At 42.8% G+C, this 14,557-nt stretch carries 19 protein-coding genes; 18 read left to right on the plus strand and 1 reads right to left on the minus strand.

Annotated elements, in window-relative coordinates; genetic code table 11:
• Positions 1 to 4: 4 nt before the first annotated feature.
• The gene (locus M3636_RS12335; protein WP_128100964.1) at positions 5 to 385 is read left to right on the plus strand and encodes a VOC family protein; all 381 of its coding nucleotides are present in this window, start codon (positions 5 to 7) and stop codon (positions 383 to 385) included.
• A 117-nt stretch (positions 386 to 502) separates the two neighbouring features.
• Here the strand turns inward: M3636_RS12335 and M3636_RS12340 are convergent, their stop codons facing one another.
• A complete protein-coding gene (locus tag M3636_RS12340) occupies positions 503 to 880 on the minus strand; it encodes an STAS/SEC14 domain-containing protein (RefSeq protein ID WP_128100965.1) in 378 nt (125 codons plus the stop codon).
• Positions 881 to 993: 113 nt separating this feature from the next.
• Between M3636_RS12340 and M3636_RS12345 the strand changes: the two genes are divergently transcribed.
• The 17 genes from M3636_RS12345 (at position 994) to M3636_RS12425 (ending at position 14,136) form a co-directional block, all read left to right on the plus strand.
• Positions 994 to 1,713: an undecaprenyl pyrophosphate synthase gene (locus M3636_RS12345; RefSeq protein WP_251382730.1), complete on the plus strand. Its 720-nt coding sequence runs from the start codon at positions 994 to 996 to the stop codon at positions 1,711 to 1,713.
• A 57-nt stretch (positions 1,714 to 1,770) separates the two neighbouring features.
• The gene (locus tag M3636_RS12350; RefSeq protein WP_251382731.1) at positions 1,771 to 2,136 is read left to right on the plus strand and encodes an NIPSNAP family protein; all 366 of its coding nucleotides are present in this window, start codon (positions 1,771 to 1,773) and stop codon (positions 2,134 to 2,136) included.
• A 35-nt stretch (positions 2,137 to 2,171) separates the two neighbouring features.
• On the plus strand, positions 2,172 to 2,465 hold the full coding sequence (locus tag M3636_RS12355; protein ID WP_251382732.1) for an RNA polymerase alpha subunit C-terminal domain-containing protein: 294 nt from the start codon (positions 2,172 to 2,174) through the stop codon (positions 2,463 to 2,465).
• Between the two features lie 37 nt (positions 2,466 to 2,502).
• A complete protein-coding gene (locus tag M3636_RS12360) occupies positions 2,503 to 3,081 on the plus strand; it encodes a GNAT family N-acetyltransferase (protein WP_251382733.1) in 579 nt (192 codons plus the stop codon).
• Between the two features lie 34 nt (positions 3,082 to 3,115).
• Complete coding sequence (locus tag M3636_RS12365) at positions 3,116 to 3,676, plus strand: hypothetical protein (RefSeq protein ID WP_251382734.1); 561 nt, start codon at positions 3,116 to 3,118, stop codon at positions 3,674 to 3,676.
• Between the two features lie 42 nt (positions 3,677 to 3,718).
• Positions 3,719 to 4,225, plus strand: a complete 507-nt coding sequence (locus tag M3636_RS12370; RefSeq protein WP_251382735.1) for a DUF2569 domain-containing protein — start codon at positions 3,719 to 3,721, stop codon at positions 4,223 to 4,225.
• Between the two features lie 101 nt (positions 4,226 to 4,326).
• The gene (locus M3636_RS12375; RefSeq protein ID WP_251382736.1) at positions 4,327 to 4,848 is read left to right on the plus strand and encodes a hypothetical protein; all 522 of its coding nucleotides are present in this window, start codon (positions 4,327 to 4,329) and stop codon (positions 4,846 to 4,848) included.
• Positions 4,849 to 4,949: 101 nt separating this feature from the next.
• Positions 4,950 to 5,915 (plus strand): radical SAM protein, encoded by a 966-nt coding sequence (locus tag M3636_RS12380; RefSeq protein WP_251382737.1) that lies wholly within the window; start codon positions 4,950 to 4,952, stop codon positions 5,913 to 5,915.
• 305 nt (positions 5,916 to 6,220) lie between these two features.
• On the plus strand, positions 6,221 to 7,252 hold the full coding sequence (locus tag M3636_RS12385; RefSeq protein ID WP_251382738.1) for a phosphodiester glycosidase family protein: 1,032 nt from the start codon (positions 6,221 to 6,223) through the stop codon (positions 7,250 to 7,252).
• Positions 7,249 to 8,265, plus strand: a complete 1,017-nt coding sequence (locus M3636_RS12390) for a bifunctional glycosyltransferase family 2/GtrA family protein (protein ID WP_251382739.1) — start codon at positions 7,249 to 7,251, stop codon at positions 8,263 to 8,265. The genes M3636_RS12385 and M3636_RS12390 overlap by 4 nt, the downstream gene beginning before the upstream one ends.
• A 142-nt stretch (positions 8,266 to 8,407) precedes the next feature.
• Entirely contained in the window at positions 8,408 to 9,115 is a 708-nt protein-coding gene (locus M3636_RS12395; RefSeq protein ID WP_251382740.1) for an AAA family ATPase, read from the plus strand.
• A 35-nt stretch (positions 9,116 to 9,150) separates the two neighbouring features.
• Positions 9,151 to 9,639, plus strand: coding sequence for a cysteine hydrolase family protein (locus tag M3636_RS12400; RefSeq protein WP_251382741.1), 489 nt, complete (start codon positions 9,151 to 9,153; stop codon positions 9,637 to 9,639).
• Positions 9,640 to 9,751: 112 nt separating this feature from the next.
• Positions 9,752 to 10,165: a hypothetical protein gene (locus tag M3636_RS12405; RefSeq protein ID WP_251382742.1), complete on the plus strand. Its 414-nt coding sequence runs from the start codon at positions 9,752 to 9,754 to the stop codon at positions 10,163 to 10,165.
• A 46-nt stretch (positions 10,166 to 10,211) separates the two neighbouring features.
• Positions 10,212 to 10,889, plus strand: a complete 678-nt coding sequence (locus tag M3636_RS12410; RefSeq protein WP_251382743.1) for a response regulator transcription factor — start codon at positions 10,212 to 10,214, stop codon at positions 10,887 to 10,889.
• A 26-nt stretch (positions 10,890 to 10,915) separates the two neighbouring features.
• A complete protein-coding gene (locus tag M3636_RS12415) occupies positions 10,916 to 12,265 on the plus strand; it encodes a sensor histidine kinase (RefSeq protein ID WP_251383066.1) in 1,350 nt (449 codons plus the stop codon).
• Between the two features lie 66 nt (positions 12,266 to 12,331).
• Positions 12,332 to 13,462, plus strand: a complete 1,131-nt coding sequence (locus M3636_RS12420) for an ABC transporter permease (protein ID WP_251382744.1) — start codon at positions 12,332 to 12,334, stop codon at positions 13,460 to 13,462.
• Positions 13,459 to 14,136: an ABC transporter ATP-binding protein gene (locus M3636_RS12425; RefSeq protein ID WP_251382745.1), complete on the plus strand. Its 678-nt coding sequence runs from the start codon at positions 13,459 to 13,461 to the stop codon at positions 14,134 to 14,136. The genes M3636_RS12420 and M3636_RS12425 overlap by 4 nt, the downstream gene beginning before the upstream one ends.
• The last annotated feature ends 421 nt before the right edge of the window (positions 14,137 to 14,557 follow it).

Genomic DNA, 14,557 nt, shown 5'->3' on the forward strand with positions numbered 1-14,557 from the left:
ATTCATGACAAAAGAGGGCTTTACACATTGTTTACAGATGTTTCCGAGTGTGAATATGGCTGCTACAGCAGGGTTTTACGAACGTATGGGCTTCCGGGTTGTACGTTATCTGGATTCAAGTGAACCTCATGTGTGCCTATATATGGATCAGGTTGAAATCGTATTAACTCAATCGAACCAAGAAGCAATTATACCTAATCGAGAAGTGCACGGTTATGGGTACGATGCGTATTTCATCACAGATGCCCAGGAGCAGATGGAGAACACGTTAAGAGAGTTAGGTGTGAATATTGTACGTCCGCTATCTACCACGGATTATAACAATAAGGAATTTGTGTTTGAGGATATTGATCGAAGATGGATTGCGGTAGGTAACAAGCAGTAAGAAGTAGCTGTGAAAAGCTTATTTCTCATTCAAATACGAGTTTTCTGAGACAGGGATGTTAAAAGTGCTAGTCATTTAAAAAACCAGTTGATAATGAGCAACTGGTTCTTCCTAAATTTAGATGGAGTATTCCTTCAACCACTTCAATGCTTGTTCATCATCAGCGAAGAATTTAACGGATTCGGTCGTATTCGATTGTTCTAAATAGTTCATGATCTCGCCTTCTTCAAGGAGAAAAGCAATAGCCTGAGTGTGTTGCAGAAGCTGTTTGTTGAAGAACTTATCCTTCCACGCCTTTTGCACAGAAAAATGATCTGGAATGTATCCTTTTCGATCGACCAACAATTTAAATGTCCGACCTTCGGAAACAAATTGCTGGCAAGCTTGCTCGAAACCTACAAACCATTCGTTAACGTCATCTGTAGTAATCTTACCAGTTAGGTGAGTAACGATTAAATCTGCTGAAATGGTTGTGCTGATATTTTGCTTGTTAATTTGGAATCATCTCCCTTAGATATCATTATACGAATTAGAGGGCTGGAATCAATTATTATGACTGCCAACGATGTATGATTTTATGGATGAGCTTGATATGGAGGGGATTTAACATGATAACCAAGAAGATGCCAAGTCAAGGAATTCAAAATGATCATTTTCCTAATCATATCGCTATGATGATGGATGGCAATGGTCGATGGGCTAAACAGCGTGGATTACCACGAACGGCAGGGCATTACGCTGGTATGAAAACGATGCGGAAAATTATTCGGATCTGTTGCAAGATGAATTTGAAATATCTCACGCTGTATGCATTCTCCTCTGAGAACTGGAAGCGCCCCAAGGATGAAGTGGATTATATTCTGAGTTTACCAGAGCAATTTTTTGATGAAGCAACGTTGCAGGAATTTGACGAAAATAACATCCGAGTACAATTTCTGGGGGATATTCGTAAATTCTCGACGGGGTTAACGGATATGATGCAATCAACTGTGGAACGAACCAGGAACAATGATGGAATGATCTTGAATTTTGCGATGAATTATGGAGGTAGGGCTGATATTATGCATGCCATGGAGCAAATAGTGGCATCCGGCATTCATCCAGATGAGATAACGGAAGAGCTGTTCGAATCGTATTTGTATACCGAAGGTCAACCTTCACCTGAACTCATCATTCGTACAAGTGGGGAGATCCGTCTGAGCAACTTTCTGCTATGGCAGTCAGCCACCTCCGAACTATGGTTTACGCCAACGTATTGGCCCGATTTTAATCAAAAGTTACTGGACAGTGCGATTCAGGAGTACATCGAACGAAAAACAAGAGAATGATCGTTTAGCTTTGCAATCAAAGAGTTGAATTTCCTTTGAAATTAGGAGGGATGAAATATGATCTATCGTAGGAAGACGTACATCATATATTCTTCATTTGTTGAGGAATTTAATGCTTTGTTTAATGAAATCTTGCTGCCTTCACAGCAGAAATATGGTGCAAGATTGATAGGAAGATGGCATATGCCCATCGATGATGAGATTAGCGAGATTTTTGCGATGTGGGAGTACGATTCAATGGAACAATATGAACAGATTGAAGAACAGATTAAGGCAGATGAAGCGCATGTTAATCGGGTTCAGGCGCGGTTTGACCTTATAGGAAGAGATCGTATAAAAACTGCATGGCGAGAAAATATCCAGCAACAGTTCTTCACTTCTACAGTAGATAGAAAGGATACCATTTTATCGCCTCGACCTTAATCAGATGATACAGTCCAATGAAAGGGTGAGTCGTGTTGGCAGAAACCAATAAAACATTACGAACATGTGCACAAGGTCACCAATATTATAAAAGCAGCGACTGTCCTACATGTCCAGAATGCGAGAAGAAACGCAAACCCCTAACGGGATTTTTAAGTCTTCTTAGTGCACCGACTCGGCGGGCATTGGAGCATGAAGGGATCACAACGCTAGAGAAGCTTTCTAATTATCGAGAGAAGGATATTTTGAAGTTGCATGGTATCGGGCCTTCCTCAATGCCGAGCCTTCGCAAGTCCATGGAGGAAGAAGGGTTACGCTTCAAAGATTAATCACAACATCAATTTAATTAATAGGGGGCTTATATCCATGAAGACGATTGCGAGGTACTTTGATCCATTCCCTATCCTGGAAACAGAGCGTACACGTTTACGACCAATCACGTATTCAGATCTGGATGATATGTACGGCTACTGTTCTCACCCGGATGTCTCCCGTTATACCACATGGGACAAGCATGAGAGCAAGGCGGATACAAAGGGCTTTATTGATTTTATCTTAAGTCGGTATGAAGCTGATCAGTTGGGGCCATGGGGAATCGAGTATAAGCCAACTGGGAAGCTGATTGGTAGCTGCAATTATCTAAATTGCGATAGTCATACGATGAAAGTTGAAATAGGGTATGTTCTCTCAAATGATTATTGGAATAAAGGTATTATGACCGAGGTTGTGAACCGAATCATTCAATTTGGTTTTACAGAAGTAGGTCTTGTAAGGATTCAGGCGATGTGTATGGTCAATAATACAGGTTCCGCGAAGGTTATGGAGAAAGTGGGTATGAAGTTCGAAGGTGTTCTGCGTAATTATGCCAAGGTGAAGCAAGAGCTCCATGACTTGAACATGTACGCTATTACCATCGAAGATTACAGATCGCTAAGGGGTGTATGATTGGAGGATATTATGAGGAAAGGAGGAGAACCTTATGCACTTTTATTGCAATTGCGGCAATCGCATTTCAGACACAACCGATTATTTATCTTATAAGGGATATGTCATCTCAGATCAGGACGAGTTTGATTTTCTGGATGAGATTGATCGAGCCATTGAGCAATCGGGGCCTTCCGCGGAAGACAAAGAGAGCGCAGCGATGAACGTCCGAAGGTTATGGGGCGATCTGACTCGAACGGTTTATCAATGTCCAGAATGTGGCACGATTTACTTGGATAATGATAAGAATCAGTTAAGAGGGTTTGCTAGAGGTAACGAGAACACGGAGAAAAATCTATTACGCTCTGCAAAAGGCGATGCATGGCCAGGATTCATCTATGGTGATTGGGTTGATCAGAAGCCGGAATGGAGAGAGAAAGGTTACATACATGCCTCTATTCTGCCTGAGATGAAGATTTACGAAGATTGGGAGAGTCTTGAATCCGACTATATGGTGTTATTTCAGGAGTTGAAGGATAAGAACCTTCTACGATCAGGTCTATTGAAGAAAAATGGAGAATGGATTCATTCATGGTGGAGAGATCAGGAGTCATAGAATCATAGAAAATAACTACATAGAATAGGAAGTGTTAGTGTAATGCAACCACATATGGAAGAGCAAAAAGTAGATTCACGTCCGTTAGGTATATCTGGGCTTGGTGGGTGGCTGGTTCTTGTACAGATTGGACTTTATCTTACAATGATTATGGTTCTAGTCCAATTATTTCGGTACTCCTTAACAGCTTTGAACCCAGAGACATGGGAGATTTTAACGTCGAACCAATCGAGCTTTTACCACCCTTGGTGGGGGCCGATCATTATGTTTGAAGCCACATATAATGCGCTGTTCTTCGTATTTAGCATAGTTACGCTTGTTATGTTTTATCGAAAGAAATCGGTATTCCCTCGTCTGATGATCATATTTTATAGTGTTAGTTTAGTTGTGAGCATCATCGATTATCTGTTGTTGCTTCAGATTCCTATTGCGAGAGAACTTGAAGATGGAAGTGGTTTAACCGGAATTGTAAGGTTGATTATCACCTGCGCAATATGGATTCCTTATTTTATAAAGTCAGAAAGAGTTCGAAATACGTTTATCCGGTAAGCGGAGGTTACTAATCAGAATTTACCTGTACAGTAGCCCCTGTCGTAAGCTTGAATTTTCAGCGATAGGGTTGTCGCACATTCAGTCAAAGGAGAGATTTAATGAAGCTTCATTTAGAGTATGGAGATACCAACTTCATCGGATTAGTTAATGCAGACCGATACCAATCATTTGTAGGCGAAGATTGGGAGCTGAGTATGCTGTTACAACATTTTGCTGATGAGATGAAGAAAGGTAATATATTGGTTTGTCAAATGACAGAAGAGGGGATAGAGCACTCCTGGACAGTCGAAGTAACGTTTGAAGAAGAATTCACTGTCGAGCATTGTTACCGAAGAGCTGCAGGCTATATTCAAGTAACGGATGGTTTATTAGTTCTGGTGGATTATACCTGTCTAACGATGGCTGCTCAATTTGATGATTGTGCGGTACCTGACGAGAATTGTTCTACATATACCATTTCATTGAAGAACGGGATGTACAAAGTGCATATCGTACAATTCTATAATGCAGATCGTGAAGAATATGTCGGCGGTGATGGCGCTGAACTAATTATAAACTTTACAGAAGTGCATGAGCTGGGTGCAAACGAAGAGAAGGTCATATGGTGCAGTTACACTTAAAAGTATAGAACGTACATAATGTCATATCGGACATCACCTGTAATCCGTTATAATCTCCAAGTTGAAAAACATGGAATAACGCAATCAGGAGGTACACCGAATTGGCAGCTAAAAATAGGTATAAATCACTTGAACTTGAAACGCCCGGCGTATATGAGCTTGAAGGATTGGAAGTGGGAGTGACATCCAATTGTAATTACAAATGCGACTATTGCTGTGCATATAATCGAGATGATGGAGAATGTATTAGTGCTCAGGAGGTTATCCGGATTATCAGTGAGCTTCCACGGCTCAAACGAGTGCGTTTGTCTGGGGGAGAAGTGACCCTGAAATATCAGGACTGTTTGGAGATTGTGACGTATTGTGCAGCCCATGGCATTGACACACAGTTGAATACAAATGCAACCTTGCTGACAGAAGAACGAATACATGCTTTGCGTGATGCAGGATTATCCAATATTCATATTTCGTTTAACTATACGGAACCAGACGCGTATGCAGCGTATTACCGGGTACATCCAAGGATGTATGAACGGTTGGAGCAGAACATTCGTCTGTGTACCGAAGCAGGATTAGAGACGGTGCTGGAAACTCTGCTATTTGAAGGCACGCAAGCGAATATGCGAGCCATTAGTGAGAAGGTCTACGACATGGGCGTTCGCATTCATGAGATTCAGAACAGCATTGTGATGCCACATAGCAATTGGAGTCAGATTACACCGAAGGAATCTCTTGTTCATTCCGTTAGGGAACTCATTACACATAAGAAGCCGGATACGACCCTTTATTTCACGTGCATGGATCGCTTTGCCGATCAATTAGGTTTCCGAGAGGAACCTGGCGTTTATTTCTCGAATTGTGTGGACGGAACCAAGCAGCTGCATTTACATGGAAACGGGGATATCCTCATCTGTGAATTATGCCACCCGGTGGTCATCGGTAATATCTATCAAGGTACAACCCTAATAGATATCTATTCGAACCAACCCCGTGCGTTATCTGATTTTCTAGAAAAGTTGCCTTGTCCGGCATACGATGCACTTTTCCCCAATGAACAAAACGCATAATCGAAGTAAAAGCACCGGGCAGGTTACTCCTGCCAATATGTTGTAGATTGTTAATTGAGATTTATTTGAGATGCGGTCGTCATCTTACCTGTAGAAGGTTATCTGGACTCCTAGAGCGGAGAAAGGGTAACCTTTTTCTTTTGCAAATTTATATCTATACCAGTCTAGATAATATCTAATCCAATCCTCTATAACAAATAAATCGACAGCGGAGGTAATAGCAATCTCTGAATGATCTATTCAGATTCATTTAAGCTACTCAGCCTATTATGGCTGTAAGAACTTAGATGAAGAGGTGAGCTTCCATGTTGAAGATCTATGAGAAACCAACCAAGCAAGATTCATATAGAAGAGAAAATGACCCAGGAAGTTCGGACAAACACAATCCCCCGAAACGGCTGCGGAAATGGTTAATTGTTACGCTGGTCCTTAGCATAACGATTGGTTCCATACTCTATAGTCTAGCTGACCGTTATTTGATCAGGCATGTGGAAGTGGTCGTTGCCGACGACACAACTAACACTGCATCTCTTGCATCCAATGAGACCACACAGACAAGCAGTGAAGTGAATGCAACATCGGATGACTGGAACTATACCAGTGATGATATGCAGATTAACATTGAGAAAGTTCAGACCGGGACGGGTTCGGATCAGATTACTTATTATGTAGCGGATGTGACGGTAGCTGACGCAAGTAGTCTGCGCACAGCACTGGCGGATAACAGCTTTGGCACGAACATTATTGAGAACACATCTGATATTGCTGCTGCGAATAACGCGATCTTTGCCATCAATGGTGATTATTACGGCTTCCGAGATGATGGCGTTATTATCCGTAACGGTACAGTATACCGGGATAGTCCAACCCGTGATGCACTCGCATTGTTCAATGACGGTACGATCAAGACTTATAACGAGACCGAAGTTTCTTCCTCAGAGCTACTTGCTGAAGGAGTGACCAATACGTTATCTTTTGGACCTATTCTAATTCAGAATGGTGAGATTGTGAGTGATTTTAGTAGTGTGAAAATCGATACCAACTTCGGCAACCGCTCTATACAGGACGCGAATCCTCGCACGGCCATAGGAATGATTGCTCCGAATCACTATGTGTTCGTCGTAGTGGATGGACGCCAGGATGAGAGTCGTGGTATGACACTGGCTGAACTTGCTGCTGTGATGAAAGACTTAGGCGCAACCGAGGCTTACAACTTGGACGGTGGAGGATCGTCGACAATGTACTTTATGGGTAGAGTTGTCAATAATCCGCTGGGGAGAGATCAGGAACGCGGCGTCAGTGACATCCTGTATCTCAAGGAGGGTGAAGCATCATGACCATATTAATTCCTGCATATGAACCAGATGTGCGTTTACTGAATCTTATTTTGCAATTACAGACATTTGGTCTTGGCCCCATTGTGATCGTGGATGATGGCAGCGGACCTGCGTACCGAGGAATATTTGAAACGGCCGAAGCGTATGGATGCACCGTGCTCACACATATCGTTAATTTGGGGAAAGGGCAGGCACTCAAGACGGGATTTCAACACATTCGGGAGAGTAACTCGACAGGTTATGTTGTCTGTGCGGATAGTGATGGACAGCATCTCCCGCATGATATTAAACGAATATTCGATGTGTTGCAGGAGCAACAGACACCTGGCATCGTACTTGGCAGCCGTCAATTCAGTGGGAGAATTCCACTGCGCAGCCGATTTGGTAACACGGTTACCCGGGGTGTGTTTGCTCTTACGACAGGCACCAAAGTATATGATACACAGACAGGACTACGGGGGTTTCCATATTCTATGTTAGGCTGGCTGCTTCAGATTCCTGGGGAACGATTTGAATATGAGATGAACATGCTGTTGACTGCCCACCAAGAAGGGTATGTAATTACCGAGGAGTATATTGATACGGTGTATCTGGATCATAATCGTTCGTCTCATTTCCGCCCATTGGTCGATTCGTTACGAATCTATCTGCCGATCCTTAAATTTAGCACGTCTTCGGTTGTATCGGCGCTGATCGATTTTGCCCTATTATTCATTATTCAATATTTCACACATCATCTATTTCTGGCCGTGGTTACCGCGAGATTATGTAGTTCCATCTTCAACTATACAGTTAACCGGAAATATGTGTTCACAAGGGGACAAACGTCCAAGGTTCACCAATCGTTCCCCAAATATTTTGCACTCGTCATCCTCGTACTACTATTGAATTATGGTCTGCTGTACTTCTATAACGAAACCTTAATTCTTCCGCTCATTGCGGCAAAATTGTTGACAGAGGCGTCAATCTTCCTGTTCAGTTATTGGGCACAGCGTCGATTTGTTTATTCGTAAGCGCATCATGAATCACATCAGGTTAGCCAGTACATACTGGTTAGCCTTTTTGTTTTTTTTAGTCAAAAGCATTTCTTATCGACTACAATATGGGTTACGATGTAATAAATCAGAAGTAAACCTCTTATAAAGGAGCTAATCTATGTATTTAAAAAGTGTAGAGTTGTTGCACGATCAAGTTAGCCATAAGAACCAGCATCCGTTCGATATTCCAACTGTCGCTTCTTTGGGACGGCTTGAGTTTAAGCGCAACATTACATTTTTTGTAGGTGAAAATGGCTCTGGTAAATCTACGCTACTAGAAGGTATTGCTTATCAATGCGGGTTCAATACGGCTGGAGGCGGGCGCAACAATTATTATGATACACATGCGTCCGAATCTTCATTAGGTCATTACTTGCGGCTAGGTTGGTTGCCCAAAATATCCAATGGTTTCTTCATGCGCTCCGAATCCTTCTATCAATTTGCATCACATGTCGAGGAGGTTGGTTCTCTTAAACACTATGGAGGTCAATCCTTACATAAACAATCGCACGGCGAGTCCTTTCTGAGCTTATTCATGAACCGGTTCAATTCAAAAGGAATCTATTTGTTAGATGAGCCAGAGGCGGCATTATCCCCGGCGAGACAGCTATCGTTACTGCGTATTCTGCATGACCTTTCGGATACCTCTCAGTTCATTATTGCAACGCACTCTCCGATTATTCTGGGTTACCCCGGAGCAAGCATACTGAGCTTCGATCATGGCTCCATTCAGGAAGTGGAGTACGAGGATACCGAGCATGTTCAGATTACCCGCAGTTTCTTGGAGAACCGAGACCGGATGCTGAAGGAGTTACTTAGAGATTAATCATTAGTACATATGGACATTAAGGAGGAAGTTTAGTGAAAATAGGTTTGTTGATTGTTGATATGCAGGAGCATATTGTACGGAATCGAGTAGAGCAGTCCAAGATCGATCGCGCATGTGAGTATATCAATCACGTTGCAGATGCGCTTCGTTCACAGAATCATGTGGTGGTTCAGATTCAGGATGTAGAAGGTATGGATGAAGCTAAACCAGAGGAATACCGCTGTATTCCTGAGATCGATGTGAAGCATGGCGACCTAGCCATCACCAAACAAAATTCCAATGCGTTCTGGCAGACGGAACTGGAGCAGGTGCTGCAAAGTCAGAATGTAGAGCTGGTCATTATCTCCGGATTTGCGGTAGAGGAATGCGTGACTTTTACTTATCATGGAGCAGAGGAACGAGGTTTCAAGCCGGTTCTATTACAGAATGGGATTCTAAGTGCACACCCGGATGCGATAACTTCAGCGCTTCGGGATCGCAACGTAGTGTCCTATCCTGTAATCGATTATTTGGTGAAATAAGTGTAGACTTGATAGGAATCGGCCTTGGTCGGTTCCTTTTTTGTAGCTACAAGAGTATGTGCTATGCAATAAAACACGGACATTTTATACAAGAGTAGCAAGGAGGAGCGTCATGTTTATTATTGTGGCTAATAAGGGCATGCGAAGCTGGATCTCGGGTATATTTGATAATGAGACCACAGCAGAACAGTATATAGATACAATTCCAGATGAATTAAAAGAGTTCCAGCAACGGATCGTATTAAATCATCTCAACTATCCGTTTTATATCGTGGAGCGAGAGGGGTTTCAATTTTTAACCCAAGATGAAGTTATTGCAGTATTGGAGCAGACGGAAACTACAGAGGATGAAGATGAAGTTCATTTTAACCTCTATACCATTGAATCAGATTATCAGCCTCGAATGCCGGGCACCGATTATATGGGCATCTTAAGGCATGAACATGTGACCAATGAGTTTATGCAGTGGTATAAGTCGAAAGGGATCAATTTCTTACATCAAAGAGGCATCCTATGTTCGAAATAATAAATATGTGTGAATTTTGATAAGTAAGGAGTCTGAGAACGTAATTATGAAGCATTTGCTCCTAGTTGATGATGATGCCCATATACGGGCGCTTTTGAGGTATGTCATGACCAAAGAAGGATATCAAGTGATTGAGGCAGAGGATGGTGTGGAAGCCATTGAACGGTTAAGAGAGAACAGTATTGATCTGGCCATCATCGATATTATGATGCCAAGGATGGATGGGCTCGAACTATGTGATGTTATTAGGCAAAATTACGACATTCCGATCATCATGCTCACGGCGCGGGACCAGCTTTTGGATAAAAAGCAAGGCTACCTCCAGGGTACGGATGAATATGTGACGAAGCCATTCGAACCAGAAGAGATGGTTTTCCGAGTTAAGGCATTGTTCCGTCGTTACAATCGTACTTCCAGTGATATGATCCGAATGAATCGAATCGTCATTGATCGTAAAAATGTTGAGGTCACGGATGGCGAATCCATTCTATTCTTGCCCATGAAGGAATTCGAACTGCTCTCTCAGCTTGCCCAATTTCCGGGTCGACTGTTCTCTAGAGATGAATTAATTCGTCTTGTGTGGGGAGCGGACTATGAGGGAGATGATCGTACAGTAGATGTACATATTAAGCGGCTTCGTCAGCGTTTTGCTGAATATGTGGATGATTTCGTTATTCAAACGGTACGGGGGATCGGTTATAAGATTGAGGTGAAGATTCCTTGAGATCATCGTTATACTTCCGGGTGTTCATGATTACCATCGCAGTTATTGCAGTTAGTGGCATTCTAGGTTTTCTGTTCTCTAATATCTATTATCATGTCAAATTAAAACCGTTTAATGATGAAAAGTTGGTTGGCATTGCGCAACAAATAAAACGATTTGCAGAACAACAGCCCGAAGGTATGGATTCTTATTTGCATAACGCCGCAGCACTTGGCTATGAAATCTATGTTACAGATGGACAAGCGGATGAGCGATATTATGGTCGTGAATTCCGGGAAAGGGATCTGGATCAGTCATCGATTAAGCTGGTTCTTGCTGGTGATGTCTACCATGGCGTTGCCAAATTCCCTAATCAACCCTTTATTACAGGCTTTTTCGATAATCGATTAAGCAATACTGTAGGCGTGCCGATGCAGGTCGATAATCAACAGTATGCCTTGTTTATACGTCCAGATGTCATGCTGCAATTTGGGGAATTGCGCATATTTTTTGCCTTGATCGGATTGTTGACAGTAGGAATAAGTGTTGCCCTTTTCTTAATTAGTACAAGGTATTTAGTCAAGCCAATTGAAAGTTTAACCGATGCAACCAAACGAATCGCGCAAGGAAACTACAACCTGAGATTACCTACCAAACGGCGGGATGAGATTGGACAATTGGCTGAACATTTCATGACGATGAGCGGTGAACTGGAACGAGTGGAGCAGGGACGTCAACAGTTTGTATCCAACGTATCCCATGAAATTCAGTCACCACTTACTTCGATTCAAGGATTCGCCAAGGTGCTTGCTGAGCGCGATCTCTCGCTAGAAGAACGTAAACACTACGCATTTATTATCGAGGAAGAGAGTCGTCATCTTTCCTTGCTTAGTAAACAGCTGTTATTACTTTCTTCATTGGAACAAGGACAAGAAACATTGACTCAGAGTACATTCTCCCTAAAGGATCACATTCGCCAAGCGGTTCAAGTGTTACAATGGCAGCTTGAAGAGAAGGAATTACTTATGAAAATGTCTGTGCCGGATTCAATTCTGATCCGGGGGAATGATGTGTTGCTTATGCAGGTCTGGATGAATCTGATCGGCAATGCTGTAAATCACATACCGAAGGGGAGAAGTATTACAATCCGTGCTGAGGAAGTAGATAGACAATGCATCATTACCATTAAAGATACGGGCGATGGCATCGCTCCAGAACATATACCGTTTTTGTTCGATCGTTTCTATCGTGTAGATCGTGCGCGCGAACGTGCTTCTGGTCGTACAGGTCTGGGACTGGCTATTGTCCACAAGATTGTTCGAATTCACGGAGGAACGATTGAAGTACAGAGTACAACAGAGGGAACCCACTTCACAATTATATTGCCTCAACTGTAACATGTTGTTCATTTGCCGTTCATTTTCGCTTCCTATACTGAGGTCATAACGAAGGAGGGAAGCAGAATGTATTTGGCTATTCGAGAAATGAGATTTGCTAAAGGGCGGTATGCCTTAATTGCTACGATTATGGTGCTTGTTGCCTTTCTGGTTTTGTTTGTCACCGGTCTTGCACAGGGGCTGGCATATGATAATGCAGCTTCTGTTAAGAATATGACGGCAACTCATTTTGTGTTGGAGCAGAATTCGAATCATCGGTTTACCAGGTCTCAACTGGACAAGAACCAACTGGATCAAGCTCGCCTTACCGTAGGTGAGAGTAATGCAGAGCCACTTGGTGTGAAGATGACGACCGTCATTCCAGCAGGAGATACGAAGAAGGTTGATGTGACCTTGTTCATGGTGAATCCCGATGGTTGGTTATCGCCAACCGTCAGCGAAGGGTCTTCTATTTCAGAGCAGCAGGTGGGACAAGTGATGGTTGACCGGAAGTTGTCTGAGTCAGGGGTTCAGCTAGGAAGCATGATTGAGGATCAAGCTTCGGGTATGCAATGGACGGTGAGTGGATTTGTGGAAAATGAGTCCTTTAGTCATTCTCCGGTTGTGTTCTTGAATGACCAGGATTGGCTTAAATTACAGGCAAGATCGTCTACATCTTCAGGTGCTGATAATGCAGCAGAGAGCATCGTGTACAATGCCATAGCGATGAAGGGCTCTTCGGCGGATCAGATTGAGAACGTCGTGAAAGCTATGCCCGGAACAGAAGTGATTACAAAATCTGAAGCTATATCGGCTATCCCCGGTTACAAAGAAGAGCAGGGCTCACTAGTGATGATGATTGCCTTTTTATTTGTTATCTCTGCCTTTGTTCTGGCAGTATTTTTCTATGTGATTACGATTCAGAAAACGAGTCAATTCGGCATTCTAAAAGCCATTGGCACAGGTACTGCTTATTTGGCAAAAAGTGTGGCACTACAGGTATTGGTTTTATCTGTCGGTAGTTTGTTAATAAGTGTGCTTCTGGTTCAAGCTTTTGAGTCCATTTTACCAGCAACCATGCCCTTCCAATTAGGTTTTTCTACGCTGGTCTTGACGTGTGTCTCCTTTGTCGTTATGTCGCTGGCAGGTTCGTTATTTTCGGTATGGAAAGTAGCCAAGATTGATGCCTTGGATGCGATTGGGAGGACGGCAGCATGAGAAATAGACTAGTACTGCAGGGAATTAGACGAACCTTTGAAGATGGTGGAAGTGAGCGAGTAATACTGAATGACTTAGATCTTGAGGTTGCCGAAGGGGAATTGGTTGCGATTATGGGGCCATCTGGTTCAGGTAAGAGTACATTCCTATCCATCGCTGGTGCTCTTCTGGAACCCCAGCAGGGGCAGGTATTGCTAGATGGAAAGTCGATTACGGGTAAAGCTTCGAAGGACATTGCAGATATTCGACTTCGGAACATTGGATTCATTTTTCAAAGTGCTAACTTAATTCCGTATCTGAAAGTTGAAGAACAATTGATTTTGGTCGCCAAGCTGGCGGGAGTGGATAAGAGTGAAGCTTCTAAGCGGGCAGCCGCATTACTTGATACGCTGGGCTTATCAGCAAGGAGAACCGCATATCCAGACAAGTTGTCAGGTGGGGAGCGTCAGCGTGTTGCCATTGCGCGAGCCTTAATGAATGATCCAGCAGTTCTACTCGCCGATGAGCCAACAGCTAGTCTAGATGCAGCGCGAGGGCATGATGTCGTTAGCCTGATTGCGAAGCAAGCGAAAGAGCAACGCAAAAGTGCTGTGATGGTAACTCATGATGAGCGCATCCTATCGCTCTGTGATCGGGTACTCTATTTGAAGAATGGGAAACTGAACGCGAAATAAATATGGTCTAAGGTTACATTCTAACTTAAATGAAATAGAATTCTTCCCTCTAAAGTAGGCAGTTTGAAACAACATTCAACTGCTGCATTAGAGGGATTTTTGTGTAAGACAGACTTACTGAACTCTCCATTTGTAGGAAACGTTGAGGATAGAGTCTCTTCGCATTTTCCATTTCATGGGTTATGATGAAGAAAAAAGTGATCAGGTGATTAAGATAACTACGTATATTATGAATCAAGGGATCTGGTAACAACTGACCATCAAGTGGATTGTTTTCTTCAAGGCGGGGAGAAAAGAACTTACGTTACTATTGAAGAAAGTGGTCACTTCCCAAGATATGAACAAAAGAAGAAGTATGCAATGGAGATTCAGCAATTTATTATGAGTCAACATGAACTGAAATAGACCCGAGGAGGACGGG

Source organism: Paenibacillus sp. MER 99-2 (assembly GCF_023714095.1).
Taxonomy (GTDB): domain Bacteria; phylum Bacillota; class Bacilli; order Paenibacillales; family Paenibacillaceae; genus Paenibacillus.

Excerpts from the sequence above, each read along its gene's own strand:
- M3636_RS12405 (WP_251382742.1), top strand. The coding sequence starts at position 9,752 with ATGTTTATTATTGTGGCTAATAAGGGCATGCGAAGCTGGATCTCGGGT.
- M3636_RS12390 (WP_251382739.1), top strand. The coding sequence starts at position 7,249 with ATGACCATATTAATTCCTGCATATGAACCAGATGTGCGTTTACTGAAT.
- M3636_RS12370 (WP_251382735.1), top strand. The coding sequence starts at position 3,719 with ATGCAACCACATATGGAAGAGCAAAAAGTAGATTCACGTCCGTTAGGT.
- M3636_RS12420 (WP_251382744.1), top strand. The coding sequence starts at position 12,332 with ATGTATTTGGCTATTCGAGAAATGAGATTTGCTAAAGGGCGGTATGCC.
- M3636_RS12410 (WP_251382743.1), top strand. The coding sequence starts at position 10,212 with ATGAAGCATTTGCTCCTAGTTGATGATGATGCCCATATACGGGCGCTT.
- M3636_RS12345 (WP_251382730.1), top strand. The coding sequence starts at position 994 with ATGATAACCAAGAAGATGCCAAGTCAAGGAATTCAAAATGATCATTTT.
- M3636_RS12375 (WP_251382736.1), top strand. The coding sequence starts at position 4,327 with ATGAAGCTTCATTTAGAGTATGGAGATACCAACTTCATCGGATTAGTT.
- M3636_RS12335 (WP_128100964.1), top strand. The coding sequence starts at position 5 with ATGACAAAAGAGGGCTTTACACATTGTTTACAGATGTTTCCGAGTGTG.
- M3636_RS12360 (WP_251382733.1), top strand. The coding sequence starts at position 2,503 with ATGAAGACGATTGCGAGGTACTTTGATCCATTCCCTATCCTGGAAACA.
- M3636_RS12425 (WP_251382745.1), top strand. The coding sequence starts at position 13,459 with ATGAGAAATAGACTAGTACTGCAGGGAATTAGACGAACCTTTGAAGAT.
- M3636_RS12350 (WP_251382731.1), top strand. The coding sequence starts at position 1,771 with ATGATCTATCGTAGGAAGACGTACATCATATATTCTTCATTTGTTGAG.
- M3636_RS12385 (WP_251382738.1), top strand. The coding sequence starts at position 6,221 with ATGTTGAAGATCTATGAGAAACCAACCAAGCAAGATTCATATAGAAGA.
- M3636_RS12395 (WP_251382740.1), top strand. The coding sequence starts at position 8,408 with ATGTATTTAAAAAGTGTAGAGTTGTTGCACGATCAAGTTAGCCATAAG.
- M3636_RS12365 (WP_251382734.1), top strand. The coding sequence starts at position 3,116 with ATGCACTTTTATTGCAATTGCGGCAATCGCATTTCAGACACAACCGAT.
- M3636_RS12415 (WP_251383066.1), top strand. The coding sequence starts at position 10,916 with ATGATTACCATCGCAGTTATTGCAGTTAGTGGCATTCTAGGTTTTCTG.